Origin of the sequence: Bacillus sp. FJAT-14266, assembly GCF_001719225.1 — a bacterium.
GTDB classification, from domain to species: domain Bacteria; phylum Bacillota; class Bacilli; order Bacillales; family Bacillaceae; genus Bacillus; species Bacillus subtilis.
Genome location: NZ_CP017072.1, coordinates 1513206 through 1529330, shown reverse-complemented (window position 1 = coordinate 1529330; position 16125 = coordinate 1513206). Strand labels below are relative to the sequence as shown.

13 protein-coding genes are annotated in these 16125 nt (G+C 44.0%); 1 reads left to right on the top strand and 12 read right to left on the bottom strand.

Annotation, left to right across the window (positions count from 1 at the left end; all coding sequences use genetic code 11):
- From cotN to hemA, 8 genes are all read right to left on the bottom strand, one after another.
- On the bottom strand, nt 1–1026 hold the full coding sequence (cotN, locus tag BGM23_RS07870) for a spore coat protein CotN (RefSeq protein ID WP_029727114.1): 1026 nt from the start codon (nt 1024–1026) through the stop codon (nt 1–3).
- Between the two features lie 32 nt (nt 1027–1058).
- Nucleotides 1059–2786: a spore coat morphogenetic protein SpoVID gene (gene spoVID / locus BGM23_RS07865; protein ID WP_029727113.1), complete on the bottom strand. Its 1728-nt coding sequence runs from the start codon at nt 2784–2786 to the stop codon at nt 1059–1061.
- Nucleotides 2787–2916: 130 nt separating this feature from the next.
- Nucleotides 2917–4209, bottom strand: a complete 1293-nt coding sequence (hemL, locus tag BGM23_RS07860) for a glutamate-1-semialdehyde 2,1-aminomutase (RefSeq protein WP_015384279.1) — start codon at nt 4207–4209, stop codon at nt 2917–2919.
- Nucleotides 4210–4238: 29 nt separating this feature from the next.
- Nucleotides 4239–5213: a porphobilinogen synthase gene (hemB, locus tag BGM23_RS07855; RefSeq protein WP_029727112.1), complete on the bottom strand. Its 975-nt coding sequence runs from the start codon at nt 5211–5213 to the stop codon at nt 4239–4241.
- A complete protein-coding gene (gene hemD / locus BGM23_RS07850) occupies nt 5210–5998 on the bottom strand; it encodes a uroporphyrinogen-III synthase (protein ID WP_029727111.1) in 789 nt (262 codons plus the stop codon). The genes hemB and hemD overlap by 4 nt, the downstream gene beginning before the upstream one ends.
- The gene (gene hemC / locus BGM23_RS07845) at nt 5988–6932 is read right to left on the bottom strand and encodes a hydroxymethylbilane synthase (protein WP_072692716.1); all 945 of its coding nucleotides are present in this window, start codon (nt 6930–6932) and stop codon (nt 5988–5990) included. The genes hemD and hemC overlap by 11 nt, the downstream gene beginning before the upstream one ends.
- Before the next feature lie 32 nt (nt 6933–6964).
- Nucleotides 6965–7795, bottom strand: coding sequence for a cytochrome c biogenesis protein (locus BGM23_RS07840; protein ID WP_003222575.1), 831 nt, complete (start codon nt 7793–7795; stop codon nt 6965–6967).
- 7 nt (nt 7796–7802) lie between these two features.
- Nucleotides 7803–9170: a glutamyl-tRNA reductase gene (gene hemA / locus BGM23_RS07835; protein ID WP_004399038.1), complete on the bottom strand. Its 1368-nt coding sequence runs from the start codon at nt 9168–9170 to the stop codon at nt 7803–7805.
- A gap of 229 nt (nt 9171–9399) precedes the next feature.
- On the opposite strand from hemA, the gene BGM23_RS07830 reads away from it, so the two are divergent.
- Nucleotides 9400–9897 carry a hypothetical protein gene (locus BGM23_RS07830; protein WP_003229624.1) on the top strand — a complete coding sequence of 166 codons (498 nt, stop codon included), beginning with the start codon at nt 9400–9402 and terminating at the stop codon, nt 9895–9897.
- Nucleotides 9898–9918: 21 nt separating this feature from the next.
- On the opposite strand, the gene yihA is transcribed toward BGM23_RS07830, so the two are convergent.
- The 4 genes from yihA to clpX form a co-directional block, all read right to left on the bottom strand.
- Entirely contained in the window at nt 9919–10506 is a 588-nt protein-coding gene (yihA, locus tag BGM23_RS07825; RefSeq protein ID WP_014114673.1) for a ribosome biogenesis GTP-binding protein YihA/YsxC, read from the bottom strand.
- A complete protein-coding gene (gene lon, locus BGM23_RS07820) occupies nt 10503–12827 on the bottom strand; it encodes an endopeptidase La (protein ID WP_003229618.1) in 2325 nt (774 codons plus the stop codon). The genes yihA and lon overlap by 4 nt, the downstream gene beginning before the upstream one ends.
- Before the next feature lie 180 nt (nt 12828–13007).
- Complete coding sequence (lonB, locus tag BGM23_RS07815) at nt 13008–14666, bottom strand: ATP-dependent protease LonB (protein WP_014477564.1); 1659 nt, start codon at nt 14664–14666, stop codon at nt 13008–13010.
- A gap of 153 nt (nt 14667–14819) precedes the next feature.
- Nucleotides 14820–16082 carry an ATP-dependent protease ATP-binding subunit ClpX gene (clpX, locus tag BGM23_RS07810; RefSeq protein ID WP_003229613.1) on the bottom strand — a complete coding sequence of 421 codons (1263 nt, stop codon included), beginning with the start codon at nt 16080–16082 and terminating at the stop codon, nt 14820–14822.
- Nucleotides 16083–16125 lie beyond the last annotated feature (43 nt).

Genomic DNA, 16125 nt, shown 5'->3' with positions numbered 1-16125 from the left:
TTAAGACGTGGACTCGTTTTCAGCCTGAAATTTTTTCTCTTGTTCAATCTGATGAATTTTCATCACAAACGGCTCTATGTTTTTCATTTGCCAATAAGCCTTTAATAATTGTGTACATTCCTCTTTTTCATGCTGTCTTTTCCCAGTTTGATAACCGTTCAGCACCTTGTACATGGCTGCCGGATATGCCATATAGCTGAGAAAAAGACTGACTTCCGCTTCACGCAAAGGGAATGATTTCGTATATCCATAAAACCATTCGACGCATTCCGGACAAGCTTTCGGAAAGCCTCTGAACATTTTTGTATAAAAGCCGAGCAGGTCGTTTTGCGGAGGACCGACAGATGCTCTTTCGAAGTTTGTAAAATATCCGGTCCCAGCATCATTATACAGAAAATGGTGTATAGACAGGCTGCCGTGGTTCATTACAACCCTTGAAACGTCCTTTTCCTTTGCGGACTCATACCAGTCCTCCAGCCGTTCCAGCGCAAAGTTCACCGCGGAAATGGTTTCAGAAAAATAGGTTATGGCCTGGAGTTCAAAGGGAGAAAGGTACCATTCCTTCTCCGCTCTATCCACAAACTGCTCATAGAAAATTTTATCTTGTTCCCACTTTTTTTTCGTTTGCCCGTAATAACGTTCAATCTCATCACGTCTAACCTTTAGTTCCTGTGCAGTTCTCTCGTGAAGACGGGCTGTTTCTCTAAATAAATAAACATGTTTTTGATCCCGTTCTTCCTCTTGGTCAAATTGGAGCCAAGGCATTAAATAGTAGGTATCTCCGTATTGTATGCCTGCTGAGAAAAACTCACCGCTATTTGTTCTGTAAACGGGAACGAATGAACGAAAGCCTTTTTCCTCAATCGCCACCATATGATCCGTAAAATGCTTGCCGCGACCTTCTTTCAATTTTTTCAGGGCAAATATGCCGTAGTCTGTATACACTTTCCAAACAAGAGGACTGACAGGCTCAATAAATTGAGCAGTCAGTCCGTATTCCTGAAGAACCGATTGGGTATCTTCCATTTCATTCACCACATTTTCCGATCGCTTACGGTTTACGCATGGCTATTTTTATATTGAGGAATATAGAGAATCTGTCCTGCTTTTAATTCATCATCCAAGGCTAAAGAATTCATCCTGATCAGCTGCTGGGATGTAATTTCATACCGTTCGCATAAACGCTCGATCGTATCTTCCTGCTGCACAATACAAATTTTCATTCTCGAAAACTCATCCGCTTCTTTTGTAAAGAGTTTTGTTAAATAAAGAGAATTATCACTTTCCTTTGTTTGAGGTTCCTTCGTTTCAGCAGCAGGAGCAACCCTAGGAACAGCATCCGTTTCCTTCCTTTCAGTCTCAGAAGATTCAGGCAGCTGGAAGGATTGAAAAGGTGTTTCTTCCTTAGGCTCTTCAGGTGATGGTGTTTTTCTCACTTCAATTTCGAAGCTCTCTTCCTCTTGTTCTTCCTCCTCCAGCAGCTTAGGCGCTGAATAAAAAGAATCCTCCTCTTCTTGTTCAGACAGGAAGGTACGGTATGCCGGTTCAGGCAATTCTTCTTGAGATGCCTCCTCCGAGCTTGTTTTTTGATTGAAATGGAAATGTAAATCGGCTTTGTCATTCTCCACATATACAGCTGAAGCTGTGTCTCTGCTATCTTCTATGGAGAGAGCGGCCTCTGATACACTCTCCAAAGCTTCATCCGCTTCCGCCTCTTCTTGGCAAAGTGCAGGATCAGCCTGATCCGATTGAGCTGCTTCTTCATTTTGAGCCTCTTGGCGCAGCGCATATTCATGATTAGGAGACACTGTTGTTTCCTCTTTTTCCTCTGCAATCACGGTCTCTGAATGAAGCTCAGCTTCCAAAGCAGGCGATTCTTCTGCTCCAGCGTGTTCACGAAGCTCAGTCTCCGCTGGAGAGTCTGCTTCTTCACGAACATCCGCTATTGCAGCTGCCGGCTCAGCCGTTTCTTTTTTTGCTTTAACGATCTCTTGAATCTCTATTTCTGAAGGATCAGGTTCTGGCTCAGATTCTTCTGTTTCCGATTCAGCACGAACCTCCTTTTCCGGCACAGCAAGCTCTTCTGACTCTTCTTCCTCTTTCACATCTTCTCTGGCCTCTGGATCTGAAGCAACCGATTCAGGCGGCTCAGATTCTGCTTTTTCTGTCTCCAGTTCTTCACGGAGCCCCGCTTTCGAGATAAAAAGTTCTGGCGGTTCAGCTGGCGGTTCATGCTGAAGAACTGCTTCCTCTGCCGATGATGCACCCGGTTCTTCTACTACACTATGTGCTGGCGGCTCTGAAAGCTCTTCCTCCCTGAATGCCGCAGGAGCTTCATATAAAGGTATCTCCGGCTCTTTGTCTTGCGTATCGTCCAAAAGCCCTTCGATCGCTAAATCAGCTTGAATTGTTAAAATGCGCGAATCCGTCAATTGATAGTCAAATGCGTCAATAAAGACAAAGACATCCTGTAAATGGCTCACTTTATTTTTCGGAATGGTAATATCCACAGGAAAACAGTGAGTCAGTTCCGCACTTCCATCCTCTCTCTTTCTGACTTGTTCAACAAACCGCTTATCTGTATAAATCTCTTCGGTATGTTTGTTTTGATCTATGTTGTACTCACCTGTAAGTTCAAGCGATCCTATGATTGATACATAATCATTTACTTCCTGAACCCTAATATCAGGATCTAATGAAATAGAAAGCAGTTCAGAAACTTCCTGTCCTTTTTGGAAACAGATCGATTCTTCTACAGAAAATTGCAATCGATGATTTTGCGGCAAGTTCATATCCTCCTTTCATCTAATCCTTAAAATTAGATGTCACTAAAGGTGTATGTATGAACTGGAGAAAATATGAGTGGGAGAGCACGAAAAAACCGGCACAAGGAGTCCTTGATACCGGTTTTCACTCTTATCTGCGGCTGATCTCAGCAAATACTTTCTCAGCTGCCTGGATTGTGTTTTCAATATCTTCATCAGTATGGGCCGTTGAGAGGAAAAGACCTTCGAATTGTGATGGCGGAAGGAATACCCCTTCATTTGCCATCCCTTTATAATAGCTTGCGAACAGCTTCAAATCAGATGATTTCGCTGTTTCATAATTGATGACTGGTTCGTTTGTAAAGAAGAAACCGATCATCGAACCTGCACGGTTAAAGGTATGCGGAATGCCATGAGCCTCGGCGGCTTTTGAAATTCCTTCTTCCAGTCTGTCGCCTTTTTTGATGAAATTCTTGTAGGAATCAGGTGTCAGCTGTTTCAATGTCTCTAAGCCAGCCGTCATCGCAAGCGGGTTGCCTGACAATGTACCAGCTTGATAGATCGGGCCGCTTGGAGCGATCTGCTCCATGATTTCTGCCTTTCCGCCATAAGCGCCGACAGGAAGTCCGCCCCCGATTACTTTTCCTAAACAAGTCAGATCAGGCGTTACGCCGAAGTAGCCTTGAGCGCAGTTATAATCGACCCGGAAGCCAGTCATCACTTCATCAAAAATCAGCAGGGAGCCGTACTGCTCAGTGATATCACGCAGACCCTGCAGGAAACCTTCTTGCGGCGGAACAACACCCATATTTCCGGCAACTGGCTCTACAATGACTCCAGCAATGTCTTCACCGAATTGCTGGAAAGCAAGCTTTACACTTTCTAAATCATTGTACGGAACGGTGATGGTGTTTTTCGCAATGCCTTCAGGCACCCCCGGGCTGTCAGGCAGACCGAGAGTGGCAACACCTGAACCAGCTTTAATCAAGAGAGAATCGCCGTGTCCGTGGTAGCAGCCCTCAAATTTTAAAATCTTGTTGCGGCCCGTATAGCCCCTTGCCAAACGGAGGGCACTCATTGTAGCCTCTGTTCCGGAGCTTACCATTCGTACAATTTCTACAGATGGCACACGATCAATGACGAGCTTAGCCAGTTCATTTTCTACTTCAGTCGGAGCACCGAAGCTTGTCCCGTATTCAGCCACTTTTTTGAGGCTTTCTACGACGCGGTCATTTGTATGCCCTAAAATTAAAGGCCCCCATGACAAGACGTAGTCAATATATTCATTCCCGTCAATATCAAAGATTTTCGAGCCTTTTCCGCGCTCCATAAAAATCGGGTCCATGTCTACCGATTTAAATGCGCGAACGGGACTGTTCACACCGCCCGGCATGAGTTTTTGCGCTTCTTTAAAAGCCGTTTTTGATTTTTCATAGCTTCTCATCTGCCTCAACTCCTGTCAACTGAATAAAATTACTCCGCAAGCCATTTCGCTGCGTCTTTCGCATGATACGTAATAATCAGGTCGGCACCCGCGCGCTTCATGCTTGTCAAAATTTCCAACACAATTTCTTTTTCTTTGATCCAGCCGTTCTGCGCTGCAGCCTTCACCATTGAATACTCTCCGCTTACATTATAAGCGACGAGCGGCAAAGTAAACTCATTTTTTACGTCACGCATGATATCTATATAAGAAAGCGAAGGTTTGACAATCAAAAAGTCCGCGCCTTCCTCGACATCTGATTGTGCTTCGCGGAGTGCCTCAATACGGTTGGCAGGGTCCATCTGATATGTTTTGCGGTCTCCGAATTGCGGTGTGCTGTTTGCTGCATCACGGAACGGACCGTAAAACTCACTTGAATATTTAACAGCGTAAGACATGATGGGAATATTGACGAATCCTTCTTTATCAAGTGCTTCTCTGATCACTGTAACAAATCCGTCCATCATGTTTGATGGCGCAATGATATCCGCACCTGCTTTCGCTTGGCTGACAGCTGTCTGCGCCAAAAGCTCCAGCGATTCATCATTGAGGATGACCCCGTCTTTGACCAGTCCGCAATGGCCGTGGTCTGTATATTCGCACAGGCACGTGTCAGCCACAACAACCATTTCAGGGAAGTGTTCTTTAATTTCTGTGATGGCTTTTTGGACAATTCCGTGATCATGGTACGCTTGTGTTCCGCAATCATCTTTTTCTTCCGGGATGCCGAACACGATAACAGATTGAATGCCCAGTTTGACCAGCTCCGCTACTTCATCCTTCAATAAATCTAATGATACATGGTAAACATCAGGCATTGACGGAACAGCTTTTTTGCCTTCCAGCCCTTCAACGACAAAAATCGGATAAATAAAATCTGATGGATGCAAACGTGTTTCCTTTACCATTTCTCTCATTGCTTTTGATGTCCGCAGGCGGCGGTGTCTATTAAATGATTGACTCATATTCTCTCTTCCTCTCTTGACATGCTGCACATTAATTCAAGCATGCCATCTATTGTAAATGTATCAGGCGTATGCGATGTGATGCCGTACGTCAGAAGGGCATCATTTGTTAAAGGTCCAATGCTGATACAGGCCGTCCCATTCGCCTTCCACTTTTTTAATTCTTCTCCCAAGACATGCATAAACGTATGTACGGTTGATGAACTCGTAAATGTTACATAGTCAAAGGAATATTGACCCGCAGCGTCTTTCAGTGCCTCAATGCCTTCTTCATCCGGAATCGTTTCGTAGAGAACCCATTCCTTTACTTCAAAACCGAGCGGGACAAGCTCTTGTTTTATCACATCACGTGACAAATTCCCTTTCATCACGGTAATGGGCTCCCCCGGTTCAGCATGCTGCTTAAGAGCGTCAGCCAATTGTTCAGCAATATACTCCTGTGGCATCACATCAACCGATACGTTATGCGTTTTTAAACGGCGGGCGGTTTTTTCACCAACGGCTGCAATTTTTTTATGCGCAGGGAGAATAAGCTGATTTTCCTTCAGATAAGAAAAAAAGAAGTCTGCCCCGTTCACACTTGTAAAAACAAGCCAGCCTGGCGCGGTTAGATCCTCCCTTACCTGTTCCGCAACATCATTCGGCAAAGCGCGGCGAAACGTAATCAAAGAGGTTAAAACCGCTTTACCGCCAAGCGCCTCCACTTTTTGCTGAAATGATGTTGCTTGTGCCTTATTCCGGGTGACAAGCACTGTTTTTCCTTTCAACGGAAAATCATTTTCCATCCTCATCAAGCTCCCGTTTTACACGATCAATTAAATCTTTTGCTCCTTTGTCAGCCATAAGAGCGGCACAGCGCTTTCCTACTTCCTCCGGATCGTTTCCGGTGACGGTTTCTTTAAAAATGATTTTGCCGTCAGGTGAAGCGACAAGACCTGTCATTTCAATTTCATCCTGTCCATTTAACACGGAGTAGCCTGCGATCGGAACCTGGCAGCCGCCCTCCATCGCGTTTAAAAAAGCACGTTCCGCTAAGACAGTCCGTTTTGTATATTCATCTGTAAACTGAGAAAACAACGCCAACAGCTCTTCATCCGATTCTCGGCACTCAATCGCCAGTGCTCCCTGCCCCACAGCAGGCAAACAGCGCTCAGGCTCAAGGAATTCGGTTACGACATCTTGCTTCCACCCCATTCTAGAAAGTCCGGCAGCCGCTAAAATAATCGCGTCATAATCCTCTGTTTCCAGCTTTTGAAGTCTTGTATCTATATTACCTCTAATCCATTTAATTGTAAGGTCAGGGCGCTCAATCAAAAGCTGCGCGCTTCTTCTTAAACTGCTTGTGCCAATGACAGCACCTTCCTTCATTTCTGAAAGCTTTACGCGATTCTTTGAAATAAGGGCATCACGCGGGTCCTCCCGTTCAGGAATACAGCCGATCACAAGGCCTTCAGGCAAAACAGCAGGCATGTCCTTCATGCTGTGCACCGCCATATCAATCTCTTCGTTTAAAAGCGCCTGTTCAATTTCTTTGACAAACAGCCCTTTTCCACCCACTTTTGAGAGTGTAACATCGACAATCCGGTCGCCCTTTGTCACGATCTCTTTAATTTCAAAAACAAACGAAGGATTGATTTCCTTCAGTTTTTGAATAACCCATTTTGTTTGAGTCATAGCGAGTTTGCTCCGTCTGGAACCTACTTTAATCGTTCTCATCATTTCTTTCCTCCCGAATCTGCTTGGGACATCGTTTAACTGAACCAATGGAATTGCGACAGGCTTCCAAGCAGGAAATAATTGATCATCAGCACCAGAAAACAAGCCGTATTCCACAGTGCAGCGACCTTTCCTTGCAGCTCTTTAATCAGCCTGATATAAAGATAATAGCTGTACAGCAGCAGGACGACAAACGAACCAAGCACTTTGGCGTCAAACCAATACAGCGTTTCTAGTGAGACATATGCCCATATGACGCCGAGAATCAAACTCAGCAGCAGCATCGGAACCCCAATGACATTTAAAACATACGCCATATAATCAAGCTTAGATAAATCTTCTATTCTCAACAGCCATTTTCCCCACTTTTTCTTTTTCAGCAGATGATATTGAAACATATATAGCACAGAAAAAACGAAAGAAAGGGAAAAAGCGCCGTATGAAAGAATCGCCATTGTAATATGAATCACCAAAAGCTCGGATACAAGCTGCCCGGAAAAAGCAGCTGACTGCTGCTCTGTCGGTGAAAATGTGTGAATGGCGATCATAGAAAATCCTATAACATTTGTAAAAAACACGATAAAGTCAACACGTAAAAGCTTTGTCAGCACCAGTGACAGCGTGACAAGCACCCAGGCATAAAAATAAAGCGCCTCCGTCACATTTAATACCGGAAACCGCCCCGTCACCCACATAAAATAGGCCAAATACACGGTTTGCAGAGTCCAGACAATAGAAAGCAACCAGAAGGCCATTTTTCCAGCCTTCCGGTTGTGTTGAAGAAAATCTATAAAATAAAAGAGTACACTTAACGCGTAAATGACGATTGTCCCCTCATTAAGTCTTGCCATTGCAGTATCAATCATTCAGCTTTCACTCACTTACAAGTGGGCTAAAGCCCGCTTTTGATTCAGCCTTCTTAAAAGAGTGGACCTTCTGGCTGCTTTCAACGGTTTTCATCATTTGACGGCCCGCAGCTTCTTCAATATCAAAAATCTGCATAAACAACGCGAGCTTTTCTTCAGAATCAGCATCTGCCGCAAGCTCTTTCACCTTTAAAATCGGATCACGAAGCATTTGGTTAATAATACTTTTGGTGTGTTTGTTCAACAGTTTTTTCTCTCTTGTGCTTAAGTGAGGCAGCTTACGCTCAATGCTGTCCATCGTTTCTGACTGGATGGCAAGCGCCTTTTCGCGCAATGCAGAAATAACCGGCACAACACCAAGTGTATTCATCCATTGTTTAAATTCCACAATGGTTTCTTCAATTAACAGTTCAACTTTTTCAGCTGTTTCTCTCCGCTCTTTCATGTTCGCTTCTACAATGCCTTCCAGATCGTCGATATCATAAAGAAAAACACCTTCAAGATCATTCAGCGCCGGATCAAGATCTCTAGGCACGGCAATGTCGACCATAAACAGCGGACGTCCCTTGCGAAGCTTATTCGCGTTTTCCATCATCTCTTTGGACACGACAAATTCACTTGCACCGGTTGAACTGATTAAAATATCAGCCTCCGCAAGCGCGCTTTCAAGCTGATTCAAGCTTCTCGCTTCACCTGAGAAACGGTCTGCAAGCTCCTTCGCTTTCAAGTACGTTCGGTTAATGACAGTGACCTTGCCGATTCCCTGTCCGTGCAGGTTTTCCGCAGCAAGCTCGCCCATTTTTCCCGCACCGAGAATCAATATGTGCTTGCTTGAAAGATTTCCGAAGATTTTTTTGGCAAGTTCAACTGCAGCATAGCTTACTGACACCGCATTTGAGCCAATGTCTGTTTCTGCGTGAGTCCGTTTGCCCACTGTAACCGCCTGCTTAAACAGCTCATTAAAAATAGTCCCGATCGTTTTTTCTTGCTGAGCTGTTTTAAAGCTGTCGCGTACCTGTCCGAGAATCTGCGTTTCGCCAATCACCATAGAGTCAAGTCCGCAGGCTACACGGAATAAATGCTCAACAGCGGCATCGCTCTCATAAAACGTTAAGAACGGTGACAGCTCTTCTTTGCTTAATTGAAACCAATCAGCTAAAAACTTTTTTATATAATAACGGCCGGTATGGAGCTGGTCGACTACCGCATAAATTTCAGTGCGGTTGCAGGTTGAGACAATGATGTTTTCAAGAATGCTTTTCTCTTCTTTCAGCTGCACCATTGCTTCCGCCAGCTCATTCGGCTGAAAACTTACTTTTTCACGTATCTCAATAGGGGCGGATTTATAATCTACTCCCACAACAAGTATATGCATCGCTCTAATTACACCCCCAACACCCAATCTTAATTTATAATCATTCTAACATAGAACTCATTATTTATAATAATTATAACATAGTTTCTTTCACAAAATGTGAACAGATTTTAAAATTCTTATGCTATATTAGAAAAAGCTTCAGGGAAAAGAAGCATTCCTATTGACAATACCAAAAACAGCAGAAATTTACTACACATCAGCTCTAAAAAACAAGAAGGTGATATGCATGAAACAAAAATCAATTTTATTCCCTTGTCTGCTGCTTGCCGCTTCTGTATATGCATGGCTAGAAAGCGGCCAAGCCGAACTGTTTTCAGGGCAGGATCAATGGCCTGTTCTCCTCATGCTGTTAGGCGCAGCCTTTGTATATCAAGGAAAAAAAGAAGCCGTTACACCCCATTTTTTTATCGGTTTGCTTCTCTTCGGGATCGGTTTACACTTTTTTGCCAAGCCGAAATGGGTATGGTGGCCGGATGATTTTGAAATGCTCCTCTTTATGATCGGCTTCTCACTTCTCGTTTCAACCGTTCAAAAAAAAGAATATGTATATGAAGCTGTGTCGATGATTTGTTTTTCCCTGTTTTTGTACTTTTTCAAACAAATAATGGCATGGCTTGAGTCTGCGCATATTCCAACAGCACTTCTGAAGGAGTATTGGCCGTTTGTCTTTATTGGAATCAGTTTATTGTTATTATTGATAAAACGGAAAAAATCTATACGATAAATAAAACCGGTAGAGGATTCTCTACCGGTTTATCATTTTTTTGATCGCTCCCCAAGCTTCGTCTTTCCCCTTTTTCGTTTCTGAAGAAAAGAGAATCAGCTCGTCTTCCGGATCAATATTTAATGTTTGTCGGACAACCTTCGCGTGTTTGTCCCATTTTCCTTTCGGGATCTTATCCGCCTTTGTAGCGATAATAATAACAGGAATGCCGTAATACTTTAAGAATTCATACATCTGCACATCATCATTGGATGGCGCATGCCGCAAATCAACGATCTGTACCACTGCTTTTAATTCCTCACGTGTCGTGATATAGGTTTCAATCATTCTGCCCCAAGCTTCACGCTCAGACTTTGACACTTTGGCAAAACCGTACCCCGGCACATCCACAAAATGCAGTTCATCATTGATAATGTAGAAATTAAGCGTTTGTGTTTTTCCCGGCTTTGATGACGTTCTCGCAAGATTTTTGCGATTGATTAATGAATTGATAAAAGACGATTTTCCTACGTTCGATCTTCCGGCCAATGCGATTTCCGGAAGCCCCCCTTCAGGGTACTGTTCCGGTTTTACTGCACTGATCACGATTTCTGACTTTGTGACTTTCATTTCTTCTCTCCTACTAAGGCATGTTCCAAAACCTCGTCTAAGTGGGACGCCAATATAAATGTCAGCCCCTCCCTGACGCTTTCCGGAATATCCTCTATATCTTTTTCATTATCTTTAGGCGCAATAATGGTCGTTAATCCCGCTCTATGTGCGCCAAGCGCTTTTTCCTTTAAGCCGCCGATCGGCAGCACGCGCCCGCGAAGCGTGATTTCCCCAGTCATGCCGACTTCACGCGAAACCGCCCGTCCCGTTAAAGCAGAAACAAGCGCTGTTGCCATCGTAATACCGGCTGACGGACCATCTTTTGGCACCGCACCCTCTGGTACATGTATATGAATATCATACTTCTCATGAAAGTCAGGTTCAATGCCAAGTTCTTCTGTTTTGGATCGCACATAGCTGAATGCAGCCTGAGCAGACTCTCTCATAACATCTCCGAGCTTTCCTGTCAGGATTAATTTCCCTTTCCCCGGAGAAAGCGATACTTCAATCGACAGCGTATCTCCGCCAACGGTTGTATAAGCAAGCCCTGTCACTACACCAACCTGATCCTCTGTTTCAGCTTGTCCATATCTGAAAATACGTTTTCCGATAAAGTCTTGAAGGTTCTTCTCAGTAACCGTAATCCGTTTTCGCTCTTCAGCAACAATGGCTTTTGCAGCTTTACGGCAAATCGCGGCAAGCTGGCGTTCAAGGCTTCTCACACCAGCTTCTCTCGTATAGTAGCGGATAATATCAAGAATCGCCTGATCACGCAGCTGCAGGTTGCTTTTCTTCAGCCCGTGTTCTTTGATTTGCTTTGGAAGCAAGTGATCCTTTACGATTTCAAGTTTTTCTATTTCTGTGTAGCCTGCGATATTAATAATTTCCATTCTGTCTCTGAGCGGGCCCGGGATTGTGGCCAAATTGTTCGCCGTTGCGATAAACAGCACTTTGGATAAATCAAAGGTTTCTTCAATATAGTGATCACTGAAGCTGCTGTTTTGCTCTGGATCAAGCACTTCAAGCATAGCGGATGATGGGTCTCCTCTAAAATCAGATGACATTTTGTCAATTTCGTCTAATAAGAAGACCGGATTCAGCTTGCCCGCTTTTTTCATCCCTTGAATAATACGTCCAGGCATTGCTCCGACATAGGTCCGTCTGTGTCCGCGTATCTCTGATTCGTCCCGAACTCCTCCGAGTGAGATTCTGACGAATTTGCGTCCCAAGCTTTTTGCAATTGATTTGGCTAAAGACGTTTTTCCGACACCTGGAGGTCCTGCCAAACAGAGAATCGGGCCTTTCAGGGATTTGGTCAGCTTCTGGACAGCCAAATATTCTAAAATACGTTCTTTTACTTTTTCAAGCCCGTGGTGCTCTTCGTCCAAGAGACGTCCTGCTTCTTTCAAATCAAGCTTATCATCTGTTTCATCCGTCCACGGAAGAGCAACCAGCCAGTCGATATAGTTGCGGATCACGGAGCTTTCCGCAGAACTTGACGGAATTTTTTCATATCTGTTTAATTCTTTAAGCGCTGTTTCCTTCACATGATCAGGCATGCCTGCTTCTTCGATTTTTTCCGTCAGCGTCTGAACTTCGCCAGTTTTGCCTTCTTTATCGCCAAGCTCTTTTTGGATCGCCTTCATTTGTTCCCGTAAGTAGTATTCCTTCTGCGTACGCTCCATCGAACGTTTGACGCGCTGGCCGATTTTTTTCTCAATCTCCAGCACTTCTTTTTCATTATTAATAAAATCAATGACCTTGTTCAGCCTGTCTTTGACATCAGCCGTTTCTAAAATATCCTGCTTATCCTTTAGTTTAAGGGGCAGGTGAGAAGCAACGATGTCTGCCATTCTCCCCGGCTCTTCGATATCAGTAACCGCGGCGTACGTTTCGGCCGAGATTTTTTTAGAAATTTTTATGTACTGATCAAAGTGGTCTAGCAAAGTCCGCATCAATGCTTCGTCTTCTGTATCTTTTGAATCATCTTCATGAATAAGTTGAATGTCGACCGACGTGTAATCCTCGTGTTCATTGTATTTGACGATATGGGCGCGCTTGAGGCCCTCCACCAACACACGAATCGTACCGTTCGGAAGCTTCAGCATTTGCTTAATTTTTGTATAGGTGCCGACAGTGAAAATCTCGTCTTCACCAGGTTCGTCTATCGAAATATCCTGCTGAGTGGCTAAAAATATCATATGATCATGCATCATTGCCTGTTCAAGAGCCTGAACCGACTTGTCACGTCCTACATCTAAATGCAAAACCATCGTCGGGTACACTAATAAACCTCTTAAAGGGAGGAGCGGGATGCTGCGTTTTAATTCTTCTGCCATGTGACTGACACCTCCGTGACTTTAGTATGAACCATTATAATACAACTTTTTCATCCTTGTACAATAAACGGCATGGTTCCATTTTCTATAAAACAGTCTCCTCGTAGTATACCCTTTCTTTCTGATATGAAAAAGGAAAAGATGTCCTTCATGAAAAAAACCCTATTATCAAAATAGGGTTTAAACGGATTCTTTATTGATTTCGATATGAAACGGTTTTTGTTCCGTTGGCGGATTCACCAAAATTTCATCAAGCACTTCTTGGAACGTCTTCACTGCAATAATCTCGATCCCGTCAATCTGCTTTAAGATCGCCTGCTGATTTTCATATGGGATAATCACCTTTTTCGCACCGGACTGCTTGGCCGCTTTTATTTTCGGAATGACGCCTCCGATGGGTTTCACAAGACCGTTCAGGCTGATTTCGCCCGTCATCGCAACGGTATTGTCAATAGGAATTTTGTGTATCGCCGAGAAAATCCCCGCCGCCATCGCAATGCCTGCTGACGGCCCATCAATCGGAATCCCTCCTGGGAAATTGATGTGAATATCATAATCAGAAGGCTTCATTCCCATTGTCCGGAGCACGGTTAATACATTTTCAACCGAACCCTTCGCCATGCTTTTTCGCCTGATCGATTTTGATTGGCTGCCGATGCTTTCTTCTTCAGCTATTCCTGTGATGTTAATTGATCCTTTATCTTGAGCCGCGGTTACACTTACTTCGATTTCCAGAAGCGATCCGCTGTTAGGCCCATAGACTGCAAGCCCATTTACAATGCCAACCTGTGGTTCAACACCGATTTTTTGCTCGTGCTTTGGAGTAAGCTGACTGGAGTGAATGACCCATTCAATATCCTCAATCGTAATGTCCTTCCGATTCTCCGTTACAGCCATCCCCGCTGCGATTTGAATCATATTGACGGCTTCCCGCCCGTTCCGCGTGTAGCTGGTCAAAAGATCCAGTCCTTCTTCGGAGATATTTTTTTCAATTTTATCCGCTGCTGTTTTAGCAACCGTTTTCAGCTCATCCTTTTCAAGCTCGCGGAAAAAAACCTCCAAACAGCGGGACCGGATAGCTGGCGGAATTTCGTTTGGCATTCTCGTGGTCGCGCCAATCAAGCGAAAATCAGCCGGCAGCCCATTTTGAAAAATATCATGAATATGATTCGGAATTTGTGTATTTTCCTCACTGTAATACGCACTGTCTAAAAAGACTTTTCTGTCCTCAAGCACCTTCAGCATTTTATTCATTTGAATAGGATGCAGCTCCCCTATTTCATCAATAAACAGCACACCGCCATGGGCATGGGTGACAGCTCCCTGCTTCGGCTGCGGAATCCCAGCCTGTCCCATCGCTCCGGCCCCTTGATATATCGGGTCATGGACAGAGCCGATGAGCGGATCGGCAATTCCTCTTTCATCAAAACGGGCTGTTGTCGCATCGAGTTCCACAAAGACAGCCTGCTCTTTAAACGGTGATTGTTTATGTTTTTTTGCTTCTTCCAACACAAGCCGCGCAGCAGCCGTTTTCCCAACTCCCGGTGGCCCATAGACAATCACATGCTGAGGATTTGGCCCGCATAAAGCCGCCTTTAATGCTTTTATGCCGTCTTCCTGTCCGACGATATCTTGAAAGCTTTTGGGGCGGACCTTCTCAGATAATGGCTCGGACAAGCTGATAGCGCGCATTTTCCGAAGCTGCTCCATTTCCTTCTTTGATTCTTTATCTATCGTGACCTTTTGTGTCCTTTGATTTTTAAGCAAATTCCAAAAATACAAACCGATGATGATCCCAAAAAACAGCTGAATAAATAACGCAATCCCTGTCCAACTCATGGTGGTCCCTCCTGAAAAACAATTTATGTATCCAATTCATTCCTCTGATTGCTAGTATCTCCCATAGGAGGCGGGAATAAACGTTTTTCCGGAAGAGTTTGCATGCAAAAAAAACCTCCTGAGTGTTACCACTCAGGAGGTTTGTGCTTATCTTTATGCAGATGTTTTATCTTGGCTTACCTCAGTGCCGTCTTTTAATAAGAGGCGAGGAGGCTCTCCGTGTGTCACAGTTGCCCCGGTAATTACACATTTTTCAATGTCATCACGAGAAGGCAGCTCAAACATCACATCAAGCATGATGCCTTCAATGATAGAACGGAGTCCGCGTGCTCCAGTCTTGCGTTCAATTGCTTTTTTAGCAATTTCAGAAAGCGCTTCTTCTTCAAACTCAAGCTCAACGTTATCAAGCTCAAGCATTTTCTTGAATTGCTTAACAAGAGCGTTTTTCGGTTTTGTTAAGATCGCAACCAATGCTTCTTCGTCAAGCTTTTCAAGGCTTGCAATAACCGGAAGACGTCCGATAAATTCAGGAATTAACCCGAAACGGAGCAAATCTTCAGGAAGCACTTTTGAAAGAAGATCTTCTTTCTCAAGATCAGCAGCTTTATTGTCGGCACCGAATCCAATCACTTTTTGGCCTAAACGGCGTTTGATGATTTGTTCGATACCATCGAAAGCTCCGCCGCAAATGAACAAAATATTTGTTGTGTCAATTTGAATGAATTCTTGATGAGGATGCTTACGTCCACCTTGAGGCGGCACGCTTGCCACTGTACCCTCAAGAATTTTAAGCAATGCCTGCTGTACACCCTCACCTGACACATCACGTGTGATAGACGGGTTTTCAGATTTTCTAGCCACTTTATCGATTTCATCAATATAGATAATGCCTTTTTCAGCTTTTTCCACATCATAATCAGCAGCTTGGATGAGCTTCAAGAGAATATTCTCTACATCTTCACCCACGTATCCAGCTTCAGTCAAAGATGTAGCGTCTGCAATCGCAAACGGCACATTTAAAATGCGAGCCAATGTTTGCGCCAGAAGGGTTTTACCGCTTCCCGTAGGGCCGATTAATGAAATATTACTTTTTGAAAGCTCAACATCATCAACTTTGCTGTTAGAGTTAATGCGCTTATAGTGGTTATACACAGCAACAGCAAGTGATTTCTTCGCTTGATCTTGGCCGATGACATATTCATTCAAAATTTCACGAATTTCCTGAGGCTTTGGTACGTCTTTAAATTCTACTTCTTCTTCTGTTCCGAGTTCTTCCTCTACAATTTCAGTGCAGAGTTCGATACATTCGTCACATATATATACACCAGGTCCAGCTACAAGCTTACGAACCTGATCTTGTGTTTTTCCACAGAACGAGCATTTTAATTGTCCTTTTTCCTCGTTAAATTTAAACATTCTTTCACCCCTTAATCTTGTCTCACTTTTTCTTTTACCGGCA

Excerpts from the sequence above, each read along its gene's own strand:
- hemB (WP_029727112.1), bottom strand. The coding sequence starts at position 5,213 with ATGAGTCAATCATTTAATAGACACCGCCGCCTGCGGACATCAAAAGCA.
- lon (WP_003229618.1), bottom strand. The coding sequence starts at position 12,827 with ATGGCAGAAGAATTAAAACGCAGCATCCCGCTCCTCCCTTTAAGAGGT.
- lonB (WP_014477564.1), bottom strand. The coding sequence starts at position 14,666 with ATGAGTTGGACAGGGATTGCGTTATTTATTCAGCTGTTTTTTGGGATC.
- yihA (WP_014114673.1), bottom strand. The coding sequence starts at position 10,506 with ATGAAAGTCACAAAGTCAGAAATCGTGATCAGTGCAGTAAAACCGGAA.
- cotN (WP_029727114.1), bottom strand. The coding sequence starts at position 1,026 with ATGGAAGATACCCAATCGGTTCTTCAGGAATACGGACTGACTGCTCAA.
- hemC (WP_072692716.1), bottom strand. The coding sequence starts at position 6,932 with ATGATGAGAACGATTAAAGTAGGTTCCAGACGGAGCAAACTCGCTATG.
- BGM23_RS07840 (WP_003222575.1), bottom strand. The coding sequence starts at position 7,795 with ATGATTGATACTGCAATGGCAAGACTTAATGAGGGGACAATCGTCATT.
- hemL (WP_015384279.1), bottom strand. The coding sequence starts at position 4,209 with ATGAGAAGCTATGAAAAATCAAAAACGGCTTTTAAAGAAGCGCAAAAA.
- hemA (WP_004399038.1), bottom strand. The coding sequence starts at position 9,170 with ATGCATATACTTGTTGTGGGAGTAGATTATAAATCCGCCCCTATTGAG.
- hemD (WP_029727111.1), bottom strand. The coding sequence starts at position 5,998 with ATGGAAAATGATTTTCCGTTGAAAGGAAAAACAGTGCTTGTCACCCGG.
- BGM23_RS07830 (WP_003229624.1), top strand. The coding sequence starts at position 9,400 with ATGAAACAAAAATCAATTTTATTCCCTTGTCTGCTGCTTGCCGCTTCT.
- clpX (WP_003229613.1), bottom strand. The coding sequence starts at position 16,082 with ATGTTTAAATTTAACGAGGAAAAAGGACAATTAAAATGCTCGTTCTGT.